The sequence below is a fragment of the Kribbella qitaiheensis genome, assembly GCF_014217565.1.
Taxonomy (GTDB): domain Bacteria; phylum Actinomycetota; class Actinomycetes; order Propionibacteriales; family Kribbellaceae; genus Kribbella; species Kribbella qitaiheensis_A.
Genome location: NZ_CP043661.1, coordinates 8043954 through 8058527, shown reverse-complemented (window position 1 = coordinate 8058527; position 14574 = coordinate 8043954). Strand labels below are relative to the sequence as shown.

The window sequence follows — 14574 nt, the reverse complement described above, 5'->3', positions numbered from 1 at the left end:
CTTCAGGGCTTGATTTCCGTGAGGGTGATGATGTCGTCACCCTCACGGAAGACCTTGCGCTGCTTCATCGCGCCATTGCCATCCCTCAGTTGGCGCTGGACCGCTTCCGCGACCGCGTCGGCCTCGCCGAGCTCCTCCAGCGCCGGAGCGACGTGCCGCTGGAGGAATCCCAGCAGCCCGCTCATCGGCAGGGGTCTGGCACGCAGTACGTCGAGACCGTTGCCTTCGATCCCGTCGCGAGCAGCGAGCCAGTACGCGGCCCGTAGTACCTCCGGCTCCAGCTTCGGTCCTAGCCCGCCGTCGTCGAGTGCGGTCATCACCAGCGCGCGGATCAGCGTCGCCAGCAACACCGTCTCGTCGATGGTGAGCGGTACGTCGCTGATGCGTACCTCCACCGTCGAGAGGTGCGAGGACGGCCGGATGTCCCAATAGACCATCCGCTCGTCCATGATGCTGCCCGAGGCGAGCTGCATCGCGACCAGAGCCTCATAGTGCTCGGCGGATTCGAAGTACGGCGGTGGGCCGGAGCAAGGCCAGCGGGACCACATGATCGATCGCCAACTCGCGAACCCGGTGTCGGCCCCCAGGTAGATCGCCGAGTTCGCTGTCAACGCCAGCAGCGTCGGCATCCACGGCCGCAGGTGGTTGCTGACCCGGACGGCAGCTTCCGGGTCCGGTACGTCGATGTGCACATGGCAGCCGCAAACGCCCTGCTCACGGGCCAGTAGGCCGTACCGCTTCTCCATCTCCTGGTATCGAGGCTTCTTCGTCACCGCCTGTTCGGCCTCGCCCGCCGGCGGCGCGGCTACCGCGCACAGCCGGGCACCCTTTTCGGCAGCGGCAACAGCCAGTACCGAACGCATCTTGCGGAGCTGACCATTCAACTCCTCGGCAGTGGTGCAGACCGGCGTGTTGATCTCCACCTGGGCTCTGGTCAGTTCGAGCTCCACGTCGATGTCGCCGGCCCCCGCCGCGACGGCCTTGCTGATCGGAAGCGGACGCCCGTCGGCGGACATCAGCAGCAGCTCTTCTTCAACGCCCATGGACGGCAGGCTCAAGTGACTCTCTCCTCGGTCAGGTGCCCTCACGGGTACCCGGTGAGGGAGCGCAGAAACAGTGCCCGGTCCGACGGGCGCCGGCCGCGGACGCATATGCTCTGCGACGTGAGTCTGCCGATCGTCACCGCTACCCGGTACGTGCTGCCGCTACGCGAAGGTGGTTCGTTGCCGGGTGTTGTCGAAGGCAACGATCTCGGCACCTACGTGCTCAAGTTCCACGGCGCCGGCCAGGGACCGAAGGCGCTGGTCGCCGAGGTCATCGTCGGGGAACTCTTCCGCCGGCTCGGCCTGCGGGTGCCCGAGCTGAAGCTGATGGAACTCGACCCGATGATCGGCAAGTCCGAGCCCGACGAGGAGATCCAGGACCTGCTGATCCGCAGCGCCGGACTCAACCTCGCCGTCGACTTCCTGCCCGGCTCCTTCGGGTACGACGGGTCGAGCGGTAAACCCGACGACGCGACCCAGGCCAGGGTTCTGTGGCTCGACGCCTTCGTGGCGAACGTGGATCGGTCCTGGCGCAACACGAACCTGCTCGTCTGGCACAAGAACCTCTGGCTGATCGACCACGGAGCCGCGTTGTACTTCCACCACTCCTGGATGTCCGCCGAGAAGTTCACCGGACTCCCCTACGACGCGAACGATCATGTCTTCCGCGACATCGCTCCCACCGTGCCCGGCGTCGACTCGCAGTTGGCCGCGGAGATCACCCCAGAGCTGTTGACCGAGGTGATCGGGCTGGTGCCCGACGAGTGGATCTCCGAGGGAGACCGGGAACGGTACCTCGGCCATCTGACCGCACGGCTGGCTGACCGGTCCGCCTGGCTGCCGGGCGGTGCGGGATGAATCTCGTTCCGTTCGACTACGTCATCCTCAGGGCGGCCCCGCGGATCCAGCGTGGCGAGTTCGTCAACGTCGGCGCAGTGCTCTACTGCCGCGCGCTGGACTTCCTCGGCGCCGCCTGGGACGTGGAGCCTTCGCGCTTGAAGGCACTCGACCCGGCCGTTGACGTCGACGTCGTCTGCGCATCGCTCGAGCACATCCGCGCGATCTGCGCCGGCGATCCCGACGGCGGTCCGGCGGCGACCACCCGGATCGGCGAACGCTTCCGCTGGCTCGCCGCACCCCGCAGTACGGTCGTGCACCCGAGCCCCATCCACAGCGGCCTCACCAGCGACCCCACCGCCGACCTAGACCGCTTGGTCGACGCCTTCGTCCGCTAGATCTTTGGTCATGAAAACGCGGCTGGTGCCGGGTGGGTCACAGGCCACTTCACCCACCACCCGCCAGCCGTACCCTCGTGCCCCGAGTTCGAAGTTGTTTGACAGTGGGCGGTGTTCAGGTGCGTGCATCGGGGTGCTTGAGAAGCGTCCTCGATGCGAAGCATCGTGGATGATTCTCAAGTGCCGCGAGGTGCGTGCCTGGGCGCCGGTCCACGTCAAAGAACTTCGGACTCGGGGCACTAGCGACGCCATCCGACAAAACGCGCTCGGTTACCCCAGCGCTGCCGACACCACGTCGCGGGCCTCGGCGAAGACCTCGGCGAGGTGGTCCTCGCCCTTGAAGGACTCGCCGTAGATCTTGTAGAGGTCCTCGGTGCCGGACGGGCGGGCGGCGAACCAGGCCGACTCGGTCGTTACCTTGAGCCCGCCGATGGGCGCACCGTTCCCGGGCGCGCTGGTCATCCGGTCCAGGATCGGCTCGCCGGCCAACTCGGTCGCCGTGACCGCGTCCGCGGACAGCGCCGACAGCTTCGCCTTCTGGTCGCGGGTCGCGGGCGCATCGACCCGCGAGTACGCCGAGGCGCCGAACTTCTGCACCAGTTTCGCGTGCGCCTGCGACGGGGTCTCGCCCGTCACCGCGGTGATCTCGCTCGCCAGCAGGGCCAGCAGGATGCCGTCCTTGTCCGTGGTCCAGACCGTGCCGTCGAAGCGCAGGAAGCTCGCCCCGGCCGACTCCTCACCACCGAAGCCGACCGACCCGTCGATCAGGCCCGGTACGAACCACTTGAAGCCGACCGGCACCTCCCAGAGCCGCCGGCCGAGATCGGAGACCACTCGGTCGATGAGCGAGGACGAGACCAGCGTCTTGCCGACCGCCACGTCCGGACCCCACTGCCGGTTGGCGAACAGATAGGAGATCGCGGCCGCCAGGTAGTGGTTCGGGTTCATCAGGCCGGCGTCGGGCGTGACGATGCCGTGCCGGTCCGAGTCGGCGTCGTTGCCCGTCGCGAGGTCGTACCGGTCCTTCTGGGCGACCAGCGAGGCCATCGCGTACGGCGAGGAGCAGTCCATCCGGATCTTGCCGTCGTGGTCGAGCGTCATGAACGACCAGGCCGGGTCGACCCGCGGGTTCACCACGGTCAGGTCGAGGCGGTGCCGTTCGGCGATCGCCGCCCAGTAGTCGACACTCGCGCCACCGAGCGGGTCGGCGCCGATCCGGACTCCGGCAGATCGGATCGCGTCCAGGTTGAGCACGGATGGCAGGTCATCCACGTAGTGGCCGAGGAAGTCGTAGTCCCCTGCCTCCGCCCGGGCGGCTTCGAACGGAGTACGGCGTACTTCGCGGTTGCCGCCGGCGATCAGCTCGTTTGCCCTGTTGGCGATCCAGCCGGTCGCGTCGGAGTCGGCCGGGCCACCGTGCGGCGGGTTGTACTTGATGCCGCCATCGCGCGGCGGGTTGTGACTCGGCGTGATGACGATGCCGTCCGCCCCCGCGCCCGCGCCGCGGTTGAGCCGCAGGATCGCGTGCGACACGGCCGGCGTCGGGGTCAGCCGGTCGGCGCTGTCCACGAGCGTCTGGACGTTGTTGCCCGCAAGCACCTCCAGCACCGTCCGCCAGGCGGGCTCGGACAGGCCATGGCTGTCCCGGCCGACCAGCAGCGGCCCGGTCGTCCCCTCACCGGCCCGGTACTCGCAGACCGCCTGCGTGATGGCCAGGATGTGCGCCTCGTTGAAGGCTCCGTCCAGGCTCGAGCCGCGGTGGCCCGACGTACCGAAGACGACCTTCTGAGCGGGGTCCTCGACGTCCGGCGTGATCCCGTCGTAGGCAGCGAGCAAGGCGTCGACATCGACGAGGTCCTCGGGCTGAGCGGGCTGGCCTGCGCGTGGGTGCATGTGCTCATGCAACAAGCCTTCGGGCCGGTGCACAACTCCATCAGGGGTGGCGTGCACAACTTCGCCGTACGTTGACGACGGTTTTCAGCTCGGGTACGGCGTGAGGAGCTGGTCGACCGGCGCATAGTCGTCGGTCAGCAGCGGCGCGTCACCGACGAACGCCCGTACTGCGGCCGAGTCGTCCAGCAACTCGGCCCGCTGCCCCAGCCGCGCCCGGATGGCCGCCGCCGGCAATGGCTGCTCGGAGGCGATCAGGACGAAATTGCCGCCGTCCCGGCCGGTCAGCTCGGCCGCCTTCGCGATCACCCCGACGTACGCGAACTCGGCCGCGACCGTCCGGATCTCCGCCTTGAGGAACGCCTGTGGCCCGTAGTCGATGATGTTCGCCGTGTAGATGCCGCCCGGACTGAGCACCCGGCGGATGTCGGCCACGATCTCGCGCGTCGTGAGGTGCCAAGGCACCGCGATACCGCCGAACGCGTCCATGATGACCAGGTCGCGACTGTCGGCCGGCTCGGACCGTACGCCGAGGCGCCCGTCGCGAATCCGGACATCGAGCTCCGGCGGACCCGGCTTGGCGCCGAGCTCCGACTTGTCGACCTCGATCACGCCCGCGTCGATCTCGTACACCTTGTTCTGGCTGGCCGGTCTGGTGGCCGTCAGGTACCGCGGCATGGTCAGCCCACCCCCGCCGACATGGAGCGCGTTGACGGGCTGCCCGGCCGGCCACTTGGCGTCGATGACGGTGACGAAGTTCTTGATGTAGTCGAACTCGAGAAACGTCGGGTCCGCGAGGTCGACGTACGAATGCCTGAGCTGGTCCAGGTACAACGTGCGCCCGCTGGGACGCGCCGGATCGGCGACCACGCGCGCGCAGTGGTACGCCGTCTCCACCTCGCACGGCCTAGGCGCGACGAGGGTCAGCCCGGTGCCGATCAGCGCGAGCGCGAGCGGTCTCGCCGCCGCTTTGAAGCCGCGAAGGTAGATCGTGAGCGCCCCGCCGCCGACCACCAGCAGCCCGCCTAGACAGAGCACGATCACGCTCGTCGGCACCTTCGCCACGAACACGAAGCCGGTCAGCACAGTGCCCGCGATCGCACCGACAGTCGCGTACGCCGAGAGCCGTCCGACCACGGTGCCGGTCTGGCTCAACGTCTGGAGCCTCAGCTTGGTCACCATCGGCGTCACCGCGGCCAGCAAAGCCGCCGGAACGAACAACGCGGCTGCGAGGGCCAGGAACACCACATTGCTGTCCCCACCGCGAACGGCCTCGCCCGTCCACCGCACCACCGGCAGGATCAGCAGTACCAGCGCCCCACCGAACGAAATCAGCGGCCCCAGCGACCTGATCGGCGACACCGCATCCGCGAACTTCCCGCCGAATGCCGCCCCCGTCGCGATCGCCGCCAACGCGACTCCGATCACCGCCGTGTTCGTCTCCAGCGTCAACCCCAGATACGGCGCGACCAGCCGCAACGACACCAGTTCCAGCACCATCACAGCCGCCGAACTGACCACCGCCAACCCCACCGCAACCCGATCCCCGATCCCCCGCCCACCGCCCCCCTCAACCGCCATCTCACTCACCACCCCACCCTAGCCACGCCCCACCCACCCCCACCCGCCACTCACTCCCACCTGTGGACAACTGCCGCAACTCCGCCCTCCCGAACCGAGCTCGGCTTCCCCTGCCCTCCCACGCCTTCCCTAACCGCCACCCGCCCACCAACACCAAGCCTCCCCTCGCCCGGCTCGACCTCCCCCACTCCCCCGCCTTCCCTAGCCGCCACCCGCCCACCATCAGCACCAGGCCTTCCCTCACCCAACAAATTCCCTTGTGGACAACGGTGATCAAGGGGTCAAGGACCCGTACTTTCCCTGGCATGAGCAAACGACTAGTCATCTTCTGTTCCGACCTCATCAACGCATCCGGCCCACAGACCCCCGACGACCTCGGCCGCCAAGTCCTCGCCGCCGGCCTGACCAAATCGACAAACCCCGTCACCATGATCCGCACCGCCCTGCGCCAGTCGCCGGTGATGGTGCAGCTCCCCGACGGCCGCTTCGACTCCGCCCGCCGAATGCTCGACGGCGTCGCTCTCACCCATCGCGTCCGCTTCGCCACCAAAGGAAGACAGGTCCTGTACGCCGGCCCCGAGCTCTCCGTCCTCGACCAGGTCCTCGTGCACGAGGGATCCCTCGCCCTCACCGCAGGCGGCGCCATCACGTCATCACTCGGCGAGTTCGGCGGCTGGTGCGGTCCACCAGACTGGCTCCCCGACGTCCCCGCCGATTCCCTCCTCGCCTTCCGCTTCCGCAACGGCCGACTCGCCGTCGAGCCAGTCACCCACGAGCCCTCCCTGAAGAGCTCCGAGGTCGAGCGCCTCCGCCTCGTACTCCGCAGATTCCTGATGACCACTGACAACCTCGACCATTGGCGCAGCCACCACACCCTGGGCAAGGTGATGCTCCGCGCACTCGCGGAAGTGCCGGACCTACTGCTGGACCCACTCCCGCCGCTCGACGAAGTCCTCCAACTAGGCGACGAACGCTGGGGAAGAGACTGGCCCGTCGAATCAGTAGAAGGTCACCACGATGGCCAACGAGTCGTACTGGACGACGTACCAAGCGCCCTCGCAGCAGCGCTGCGCCGCGACGCCGACCGCCTCGGCGTCACTACCGGCGAACTAACCGTCCTGCTCCTGTCAGCCGCGACCTACCGAACCGCCATGCCCTGCCGCCACGACGCCCAATCCGCCTACCTCAACCCACCCTTCTCCAACTACCCCGACCCCGACAACCGCCCCTACGCCTACGCCCCAGAAGACCGCGAAGACGAGCCACCCAGCAAGGAAGATGAAGTGGGAAACCCCGACCACACCGGCCCCGGAGACGCAGAGGAAAACCCCGAATCCGATCCTCCGGCCAAGCCCGACGGCAGTGACGACTGCGAGGACTCAGACGATTTCGAGGAAGTCTGGATCGACGACCTCCCCGACGCTGTACTAGCCCTCAAACGACGCCCCGAATGACCACCAACGCCAATGCCAGTACGTCAGCCCCGGTCGAGCTGGGCGATCAGCGTCTTCGGCGCGATCTTGCGGAAGGCATCCTCGACGATGTCCTCGAGCTGCTCCCAGTTCACACCATCGACGTCGAGGTACACCCCGAGCCAGCCGCGATGCCCCACGTACGGCGGCCGGAAGAAGTGCTCAGGATCGGCCGCGATCAACGCCTCCTGCGCGCCCTCGGGAGCCGCGCACCAGAAACCCGTCCGGTCGTCATGATGCTGATCAGCGAACATCACGAACGTCTTCTTGTCCCGGACGAACCAGGTCGGCTCCCCGTGACTCAGCCGCTCAGTCGTCTCCGGCAGCCTCAGGCAAATCCCCCGCAACCGCTCCAACCCGTCCACAACCCACCTCCATCACCGTCGACCATCCGATCCGATCCCATCACCGTCTACCGACCGAGCACCACCGCGCCCGCACCACCCCGGCCCCACCACCGCGCCTGCACCACCGCCCGCACCACCCCGGCCGCAGCACCGCGCCTGCACGACCGCGGCGGCATCAGCGCGACGCCCGTCAGCGCCGTGGCCCCGGAGCGACCACCCCTGCCTCGTACGCATACACGACAGCCTGCGCCCGATCCCTCAGCTCCAGCTTCATCAAGATCCGGCTGACATGAGTCTTCACGGTCTGCTCCGCAAGCACCAGCGTCGCCGCGATCTCCCGATTCGATTGCCCCCGCGCGATCAATCGCAGTACGTCGGTCTCGCGCGGAGTAAGACCGCCCGCAGTAGCAGGAAGAACAGGCTGCATCCGCGCGAAGTCCTCAACCAACCGGCGAGTGATCGAAGGTGCGAGCAACGCATCCCCCGCCGCCACGACCCGGACGGCGGCAGTCAGCTCATCCGGAGAGGAATGCTTCAGCAGGAACCCACTCGCCCCCGCGCGCAACGCGTCGTACACGTACTCGTCCAGATCAAAGGTGGTGAGCATGATGACCCGAGGCGGCTTCCCCGGCGCGACGCCGGCAAGGATCTGCCGGGTCGCAGCCAGACCGTCAAGCACCGGCATCCGCACATCCATCAGAATCACGTCCGGCACCAACTGCCCGGCCAACTCGACTGCCTCGGCTCCGTTCGACGCCTGGCCGACAACCTCGAGATCCGACTGCACATCCAGCAGCGCGCTGAATCCAGCCCGAACGATCTCCTGGTCGTCAACCACCAGCACCCTGACCGTCACCTGTCCGCCCCCTCGCCAATCGGGATGGCCGCCTCCACCAGATACCCACCATCCGCAGTGGGCCCCGCGTGCAAGGTCCCGTCCACCAATGCCATCCGCTCACGCATCCCGATCAACCCTTGCCCACTGCCAGGCGCAATCGGTACGCCAACCAGGGCCGGCCCGTTCACCACCGTCAGCCGCAACTCGCCATCGATCACCCGAACAGCCACCTGTACGACGGCCTTCGGCGCATGCCGCACCGCGTTGCTGACCGCCTCCTGCACGACCCGATAGGCGTTCAGCTCCACTGCCGGATCCAGCCCAGCAGGAACCTCAGCCTCCAGCCGCACATCAGCACCGGCCCGCCGCGTACCAGCCACCAGATCCTCCAACTCCCCCAACCCAGGCTGCGGCCCGAGCTCGCGAGCTTGGACGTCAGCGACGACCGAGGTAGACGTGCCGGGTGCGCTAGGCCTGGTGGCGTCTTCGCGCAGCAGACGAAGTACGCGGCGCATCTCCGTCAACGAAGACCTGGCGTCCACCGCGATGCCGGCGAACTCCTCGCGTACGTCGTCCGACAACCCAGCCAGTCGATGCGGCGCACTGTCGGCACGGACCACCACAACCGAAAGGTGATGGGCGACGACATCATGCAGCTCACGCGCAATCCTGGCCCGCTCCTGCCAACGCGCCCGCTCTGCCCGCTCGTCCGCGGTGATTCCTTCCTGCGCGGCCAATTGACGTCTGGTGTCAGCTCGCGACCTCAGCAGATCTCCAACGACCACTGCGACCGCCGAGAAGACCGCCATGGTCACGAGCCCGGGCCAACTACCGCGATCCGGCGCCATCAGCATCGCAACGATTCCGGCCAACTGAGTGACCACCCACCAGCCACCCAGCTCGCGACGCGACGCCCCCCGAGCCCCAACGATCGCCAGCCCACCGGCGATCCCGAAAACACTCGTCACCGGCCACGGCCACGCCTCATCCGACGACACCGGCACACTCACCACCGCAACCATTGCGGCCACCACCAAGGACACCGGAACACTCGCCACCGGCCGTACCCACGCCAGCGCCAGCCCGACCCCCCGAGCAACCCCCAACGCCAACGCCGCCCCCACCGGAATCCGGTAGTGCTGCCCCAAATCCGCCGCAGTCAGCACAACCACCACCCCGACCGCCACCCCAGCCGCCCACCCACCCCACCCAGCCGGCCACCCATCCCGCTTGGCCGGATCATCCAGGGAGCGCAGATCAGTGGTCACGACCCGACCCTAGAACGCACCCGGCTCCACCCCGCCGACCTGCAACAACTCCGCCAGCGCGCCGGCCCCTGTACCGCACCACCACGACGCCACCCCCCGCCCTGCCACTGCAGTCCCCCAACCCCGCCCTCGCCGCCCTCGCCGCCCTCGCCGCCCTCGCCGCCCTTGCCGCCCTTGCCGCCCTTGCCGCCCTTGCCGCCCTTGCCGCCCTTGCCGAGGGGATCATGCATTGCGACGTACGTTCCTGGTTCACGAGTGGGCATCAGATCTGCTGGGTCCAAGAGTAGAAGAAGAGAATCCCTCCGACCGAGAGCAAAATAGTTGCCGGGAGCACCCACCATCCGACCGCCGATCCGTACATCCGCCGGATCTCCGCAGCATGCAGGAGCGCGAGCCCCCGCAGCACAAACGGAATCATCACGATGATCGGCAAGGCGATCGCGGCATGCACCATCCACGCTCCGGCCTTGGTCGGCCCACCCCATGTCCCCGGTCCGAACGGCCCGTCCTCCACGAACCCGTAAAACGGACCACGAACGACCGACAACACAAGAAGCATCAGCAAGAACAGGCTAAGAAGCCCGAACACCACACTCAAAACGCCGTGCACAAAGCAGTTGACCCTCCCCGGCCGACGAAGACGCACCGGCTCCGCCGACCCCAGATAGCCGGCCATCCGACGCCACCGCACCTGCACCGAGCCCAACCGCCCGCCCACCGACTGCACCACCGCCACCACGCCAACCCCAACCAGCCCCACCCCATACCCAGCCCCCCGCACCAACCGCACCCCCACCACCCGCCGACCAGCCCGCGAGTCACCGGCATACGGCGAACCGACACCTGGCTGCGAGTTACTGGCGTACGGCGTATCGGCCTCTACCTGCGAGGCGTCTGGGTGCGCTCCTGGCTGGATGGCGTTGGGGTGCGGCGCACCTGCGTCCGGGGTAGCGCTGCTTGGGGTGCCTGCGGGCAGGTTGCTGGCGGACGGGTGACCGGATTGCGGTTCATCGATGGGGGTGGGGCGCGGGTGAATGGCGTCCGTCATGGCTCTCTCCTTGGTCTCAACAACTGAGATAGAGCCTAGAAAGCAGCGCGCCTTCAGACGTCCAGCCAGGGAGCCAAATCCGACCCCCTACCCCGGTACCGGGTCGACTGTGATCTAGGTCACAGTGACCACGGTCTGTGTCTCAGCGTTACACGGTCAGTGCCGATAAGTGTCAGCGGCCAAGCCGCGCCAGTAGTTGCCAGCGGCGCCGCGCCCGACAGGAGGTTCGGACCAATGCGTATTCGGAACCTGGCGGTGACCGCCACGCTAGTCCCGGTCCTGATGCTCGCAGGCTGCGGCAACGGCGACTCATCCGACGTCGCGGCGCAATCACCCGGCGCGCAGAAGGCAGCCAAGCACGGCCTGACCGACGCGGTCGCGGACGGCTCCGCCCAAGTGGAGGGTTCGCCCGAATCGGACGACCCGGTGGTCAACGCCTACTACAACTACCGCGTCGCCTTGGACGTGATGATGCGAAGCGGCGGCAAGTCCACCAAGCAACTGGTCCCGGTCATGACGACCAACTTGTACAAGGCGATCAGCCAGCAAGCGAAGTACTACCGCGGCAAGCGACTCCACAACACCGGCGTCACCACTGTCCTCTGGGCCAAGAGGACTCTGCTGGCCAACGGCGTCATCGTCCGCGCCTGCTACGACACGAAGAAGGCCACCACCGTCGACTCTAAGGGCAAGACCGTCCTGCCAGCCAAAACCCCGACCCGCTGGCTAGACGAGATGCGCGTCGAACTGGTCCAAGGCCGCTGGGTAGTAGACGGCGGCCGCACCACCCCCGTGAAGTGCTGACCGCACACTCCTGATTGACCGCACTCCCCACTGACCGCACTCCCCCATCGCCCCCGGCGACGGGCCCCAGACGACTCCGATCCGCCGCCCACTTCGGGCACACCTCGCGGCACGGAGCCAACTCGCAGCGCGGAGAGCACACACCCCTCGCTCTCCGCGCTGTCTGTTTCCCCACTCCACTCGTCGCCGCACCAGCCGACCCGGGTTCTGACCTCCGCAGGCAGACGAACCAGTGGATCAGGCCCGGCCGTTCTCCACCCGCCACTAGGCGCATGGGTGAGCAGGCGCCCTCCAGCCTCCCACTCGCCGATGGACGCTTGGCCGGGTCAGGCGTGGCAGTTCCCCAGTCACGGTTGAATGCTTGGGCGGGTTAAGCGCGGCGGCTTTCTCTGCGAATCAGGGCTTCTACTGCGGCGCGGAGTTCGGCGTCGTCGGCGGGGCCGGACCAGACGATCACGCGGGCCTTGCCGCCGAGCTTGTCGGCGACCAGTTGGCGGGCCGGGGTCGGGTCGCCTTGGTTGAGGAGTACGACCAGGCGCCGGCCGTCGCGCTGAAGGCGATCGAGCAACGGCGGCAGCGTGGATCCGTGGAACAACCCCGGATCGCTCTTGACCTTCGTCTCGATCATCACACCGCGCCCGCGAACCACCAACAGAAAGTCAGCACGATCCCGGGTGAACTCGCGATCGTGGTAAACCCGCGCCTTCGGCCAAAGCCGCTGCAACGCGAGATCCACCTCGGCGTCGTACCGCGCGGACAGTCGGCTCACGCGGGAACTCGTACCCCGAGGCCGCAGCTCTTCAGGCGCACGCCGCCCTCGACGCCCAAGGAATGGCAGGAGCCAGCGGTGGAACCTGGTGTCGATCATTGGCGGACCCCCTGGACCTAGCCCGGCACTCACTGAAATTCTCTCAGCACCCAAGGTGACGAGCCAGGCCAGAACCAACCCCGCCAACGATCGTGACCCCATTGCGACGAACCCGACGCCCCCCGCCACGAACCCCACCACCCGAAAGCCGCTGCCAGACTGCTCCGGCTGAAGGCTTCGGTCGACTTCGGCGTAGACCTCCGCAACCACGACACCTCCCGCACCACCACCTACGCAGACGCCACCTGACCCCAGCATCAACGGAGCACCCCTCCGCACAGGAGCGCCCAAGCGGGGCGCAAAGGCGCTGGCCGAAACAGGCGACGGCCGCGGGGCGATCTGTGGCCCGGGCGCCGGATCGTGCGGATGAAGTACGAGAACGGCGTACCACGAGTGCGGCTGCGCGGGGACCACAGTCACTACCCGATCGAGAGACTCGCCAGTCGCACCACGACCGGACGCCCCCGCCTCCGAGGGCGAGGTTGTTGCTGAGGGCAAGGGGTTATTGGGTTGCGAGGTGAAGCGTGGGCGGGTTGGGTGGTGGGGTTGATCTATGGAGGGAATGGCTGTGGAACCGGTGAGTGCCGCGGAGATTCGAGGCGGATTCGTCAACTCGACGAAGAGCCTGGTGAAGGCGATGACGCTGCCGCGTGACTTTGGTGAGCTGCCGTGGGAGTCGCTGGACTACCTCGGCTGGCGCGACCCCAAGGCACCCGCGCGTGCCTACCTCGTCGTACCGCGGGATGGTGGCGTGACGTCGATCGCGCTCGGAACCGCAGCGACCGGCAAGCCCCGGCGTGGTACCGGACTGTGCGACCTCTGCCACACCGCGCACCGAGTCATCGACGTCTCGTTGTTCGCGGCCCGGCGAGCCGGTTCGGCCGGGCGTGCGGGCAACACGGTCGGCACCTATATCTGCGCGGATCTGGCGTGCTCGCTCTACGTCCGGGGCCTGCGTGACCCCGAGGTACCGCAAGGCGAAACGGTCGCCTCCGGAGTCCGGGTCGATCGGCTAGGTCAGAGGCTCGACAGTTTCGTGAGCCGGGTACTCGCATAACCGCTTCCGATGACTACGCTGGACCCAGAGTCTGGGGCAGGCCGCCGAACCGGGAGTGAGACGCGATGACGGAGTTCAGAATCACGCACGAGATCCATGAGGTCCACCCGGACATCCGCGAGAAGCTCACGGCCACGACGATCGAGGCGATCAACGAGTCCAGCTCCCGCTCGGCCGAAGACGCGGCACTGGTACTGCGGAACAAGCTCGGCGAGATCGGCGTACACATGAGTGACACGGCCTGCCTGGCAGCAGTCGAGCGGATCCGCTCGGGCAAGTCCCTGCGATTCGAGATCGAGCGGCGCGAGGTCGGCGACGACGACGAGTAGCCGCCCGCATTTCGTCGGCGTCGACCTCGCCTGGGGACAGCGAGGCAGCACCGGACTGGCGGTGATCGACGACAGCGGCGTACTGCGTGACGTCGCGACCCGGCAGACCGACGAGGAGATCGTCTCCTGGTTGCGGCCGTGGACCGACGGACCGTGCCTGGTCGCGTTCGACGCGCCGTTGATCGTGGTGAACCCGTCAGGCAAACGCTTGTGCGAACGGCTGATCGGTCAGTACTTCGGCCGGTACGGCGCGCACTGCCACTCTGCGAACACCGCCAACCCGAGCTTCACCGACGGATCGCGCGCGCTGCGGATCGCGGAGCTCCTAGGCCTCGAGGTCGATCTGACGAACAACCCCGTACGCCGGGCGGCCGAGGTCTACCCGCATCCCGCGTTGGTCGCGCTGTTCGACCTGCCGAAGATCCTGCAGTACAAGGCGAAAGCCGGCCGCGACTTCAACCACCTCCACAGCGAGATGCTCCGCCTGGTCGGATACCTGGAGTCACTCGCCGACGCCTCGCCACCACTGCACCTCGACACCAGCACCGAATGGCAACTGATCCGCAAAAACCTCGACGCGGCCACCCGCAAGGTCGACCTCAAACGGCTGGAAGACGCCATCGACGGAGTCGTCTGCGCCTACATCTCCTGGTACGCGACCACCCACCCAACCCGAACCCGCACCTTCGGCAACCCCATCACCGGCACAATCCTCACCCCGGTAACCCCACCAATAGCAACCCAATACGACGCCACCCTGACAACCTGATCCGCCAGGGCACGAGGGCCCGAGC

At 67.5% G+C, this 14574-nt stretch carries 16 protein-coding genes; 7 read left to right on the top strand and 9 right to left on the bottom strand.

The window, feature by feature from the left end; all coding sequences use genetic code 11:
* Positions 1-2: 2 nt before the first annotated feature.
* Positions 3-1043, bottom strand: coding sequence for a carboxylate-amine ligase (locus F1D05_RS38020; protein ID WP_185445038.1), 1041 nt, complete (start codon positions 1041-1043; stop codon positions 3-5).
* A 120-nt stretch (positions 1044-1163) separates the two neighbouring features.
* Between F1D05_RS38020 and F1D05_RS38015 the strand changes: the two genes are divergently transcribed.
* Together F1D05_RS38015 and F1D05_RS38010 are read left to right on the top strand one after the other, a co-directional pair.
* Complete coding sequence (locus F1D05_RS38015) at positions 1164-1901, top strand: HipA family kinase (protein WP_185445037.1); 738 nt, start codon at positions 1164-1166, stop codon at positions 1899-1901.
* The gene (locus tag F1D05_RS38010) at positions 1898-2278 is read left to right on the top strand and encodes a DUF3037 domain-containing protein (RefSeq protein WP_185445036.1); all 381 of its coding nucleotides are present in this window, start codon (positions 1898-1900) and stop codon (positions 2276-2278) included. The genes F1D05_RS38015 and F1D05_RS38010 overlap by 4 nt, the downstream gene beginning before the upstream one ends.
* A gap of 270 nt (positions 2279-2548) precedes the next feature.
* On the opposite strand, the gene pgm is transcribed toward F1D05_RS38010, so the two are convergent.
* Together pgm and F1D05_RS38000 are read right to left on the bottom strand one after the other, a co-directional pair.
* Positions 2549-4171: a phosphoglucomutase (alpha-D-glucose-1,6-bisphosphate-dependent) gene (pgm, locus tag F1D05_RS38005; RefSeq protein ID WP_185445035.1), complete on the bottom strand. Its 1623-nt coding sequence runs from the start codon at positions 4169-4171 to the stop codon at positions 2549-2551.
* An 84-nt stretch (positions 4172-4255) separates the two neighbouring features.
* Positions 4256-5749, bottom strand: coding sequence for a fused MFS/spermidine synthase (locus F1D05_RS38000; protein ID WP_185445034.1), 1494 nt, complete (start codon positions 5747-5749; stop codon positions 4256-4258).
* A gap of 305 nt (positions 5750-6054) precedes the next feature.
* Between F1D05_RS38000 and F1D05_RS37995 the strand changes: the two genes are divergently transcribed.
* Positions 6055-7203 (top strand): hypothetical protein, encoded by a 1149-nt coding sequence (locus F1D05_RS37995; protein WP_185445033.1) that lies wholly within the window; start codon positions 6055-6057, stop codon positions 7201-7203.
* A 23-nt stretch (positions 7204-7226) separates the two neighbouring features.
* Here F1D05_RS37995 and F1D05_RS37990 read toward each other — a convergent pair whose 3' ends face one another.
* The 5 genes from F1D05_RS37990 to F1D05_RS37970 form a co-directional block, all read right to left on the bottom strand.
* Positions 7227-7586, bottom strand: coding sequence for an MmcQ/YjbR family DNA-binding protein (locus F1D05_RS37990; RefSeq protein WP_185445032.1), 360 nt, complete (start codon positions 7584-7586; stop codon positions 7227-7229).
* A gap of 172 nt (positions 7587-7758) precedes the next feature.
* A complete protein-coding gene (locus F1D05_RS37985) occupies positions 7759-8424 on the bottom strand; it encodes a response regulator (RefSeq protein ID WP_185445031.1) in 666 nt (221 codons plus the stop codon).
* Positions 8421-9674: a sensor histidine kinase gene (locus tag F1D05_RS42425; RefSeq protein WP_185445030.1), complete on the bottom strand. Its 1254-nt coding sequence runs from the start codon at positions 9672-9674 to the stop codon at positions 8421-8423. The genes F1D05_RS37985 and F1D05_RS42425 overlap by 4 nt, the downstream gene beginning before the upstream one ends.
* Complete coding sequence (locus tag F1D05_RS37975) at positions 9671-9904, bottom strand: hypothetical protein (protein ID WP_185445029.1); 234 nt, start codon at positions 9902-9904, stop codon at positions 9671-9673. Before F1D05_RS37975 ends, F1D05_RS42425 begins: the two co-directional genes overlap by 4 nt.
* A 32-nt stretch (positions 9905-9936) precedes the next feature.
* Positions 9937-10722 (bottom strand): hypothetical protein, encoded by a 786-nt coding sequence (locus F1D05_RS37970; RefSeq protein ID WP_185445028.1) that lies wholly within the window; start codon positions 10720-10722, stop codon positions 9937-9939.
* 234 nt (positions 10723-10956) lie between these two features.
* Between F1D05_RS37970 and F1D05_RS37965 the strand changes: the two genes are divergently transcribed.
* Positions 10957-11526: a hypothetical protein gene (locus F1D05_RS37965; protein ID WP_185445027.1), complete on the top strand. Its 570-nt coding sequence runs from the start codon at positions 10957-10959 to the stop codon at positions 11524-11526.
* Positions 11527-11896: 370 nt separating this feature from the next.
* Here F1D05_RS37965 and F1D05_RS37960 read toward each other — a convergent pair whose 3' ends face one another.
* The gene (locus F1D05_RS37960) at positions 11897-12295 is read right to left on the bottom strand and encodes a hypothetical protein (RefSeq protein WP_246486311.1); all 399 of its coding nucleotides are present in this window, start codon (positions 12293-12295) and stop codon (positions 11897-11899) included.
* A 667-nt stretch (positions 12296-12962) separates the two neighbouring features.
* On the opposite strand from F1D05_RS37960, the gene F1D05_RS37955 reads away from it, so the two are divergent.
* From F1D05_RS37955 to F1D05_RS37945, 3 genes are all read left to right on the top strand, one after another.
* The gene (locus F1D05_RS37955) at positions 12963-13451 is read left to right on the top strand and encodes an FBP domain-containing protein (protein ID WP_185445025.1); all 489 of its coding nucleotides are present in this window, start codon (positions 12963-12965) and stop codon (positions 13449-13451) included.
* Positions 13452-13516: 65 nt separating this feature from the next.
* Positions 13517-13780, top strand: a complete 264-nt coding sequence (locus F1D05_RS37950; RefSeq protein ID WP_185445024.1) for a hypothetical protein — start codon at positions 13517-13519, stop codon at positions 13778-13780.
* Entirely contained in the window at positions 13683-14549 is an 867-nt protein-coding gene (locus F1D05_RS37945) for a DUF429 domain-containing protein (protein ID WP_185445023.1), read from the top strand. Before F1D05_RS37950 ends, F1D05_RS37945 begins: the two co-directional genes overlap by 98 nt.
* The last annotated feature ends 25 nt before the right edge of the window (positions 14550-14574 follow it).

Coding starts and splice junctions, on each gene's coding strand:
- F1D05_RS37965 (WP_185445027.1), top strand. CDS start 10,957: ATGCGTATTCGGAACCTGGCGGTGACCGCCACGCTAGTCCCGGTCCTG.
- F1D05_RS37950 (WP_185445024.1), top strand. CDS start 13,517: ATGACGGAGTTCAGAATCACGCACGAGATCCATGAGGTCCACCCGGAC.
- F1D05_RS37975 (WP_185445029.1), bottom strand. CDS start 9,904: ATGCATGATCCCCTCGGCAAGGGCGGCAAGGGCGGCAAGGGCGGCAAG.
- F1D05_RS38010 (WP_185445036.1), top strand. CDS start 1,898: ATGAATCTCGTTCCGTTCGACTACGTCATCCTCAGGGCGGCCCCGCGG.
- F1D05_RS37995 (WP_185445033.1), top strand. CDS start 6,055: ATGAGCAAACGACTAGTCATCTTCTGTTCCGACCTCATCAACGCATCC.
- pgm (WP_185445035.1), bottom strand. CDS start 4,171: ATGCACCCACGCGCAGGCCAGCCCGCTCAGCCCGAGGACCTCGTCGAT.
- F1D05_RS38000 (WP_185445034.1), bottom strand. CDS start 5,749: ATGGCGGTTGAGGGGGGCGGTGGGCGGGGGATCGGGGATCGGGTTGCG.
- F1D05_RS38020 (WP_185445038.1), bottom strand. CDS start 1,043: ATGGGCGTTGAAGAAGAGCTGCTGCTGATGTCCGCCGACGGGCGTCCG.
- F1D05_RS37970 (WP_185445028.1), bottom strand. CDS start 10,722: ATGACGGACGCCATTCACCCGCGCCCCACCCCCATCGATGAACCGCAA.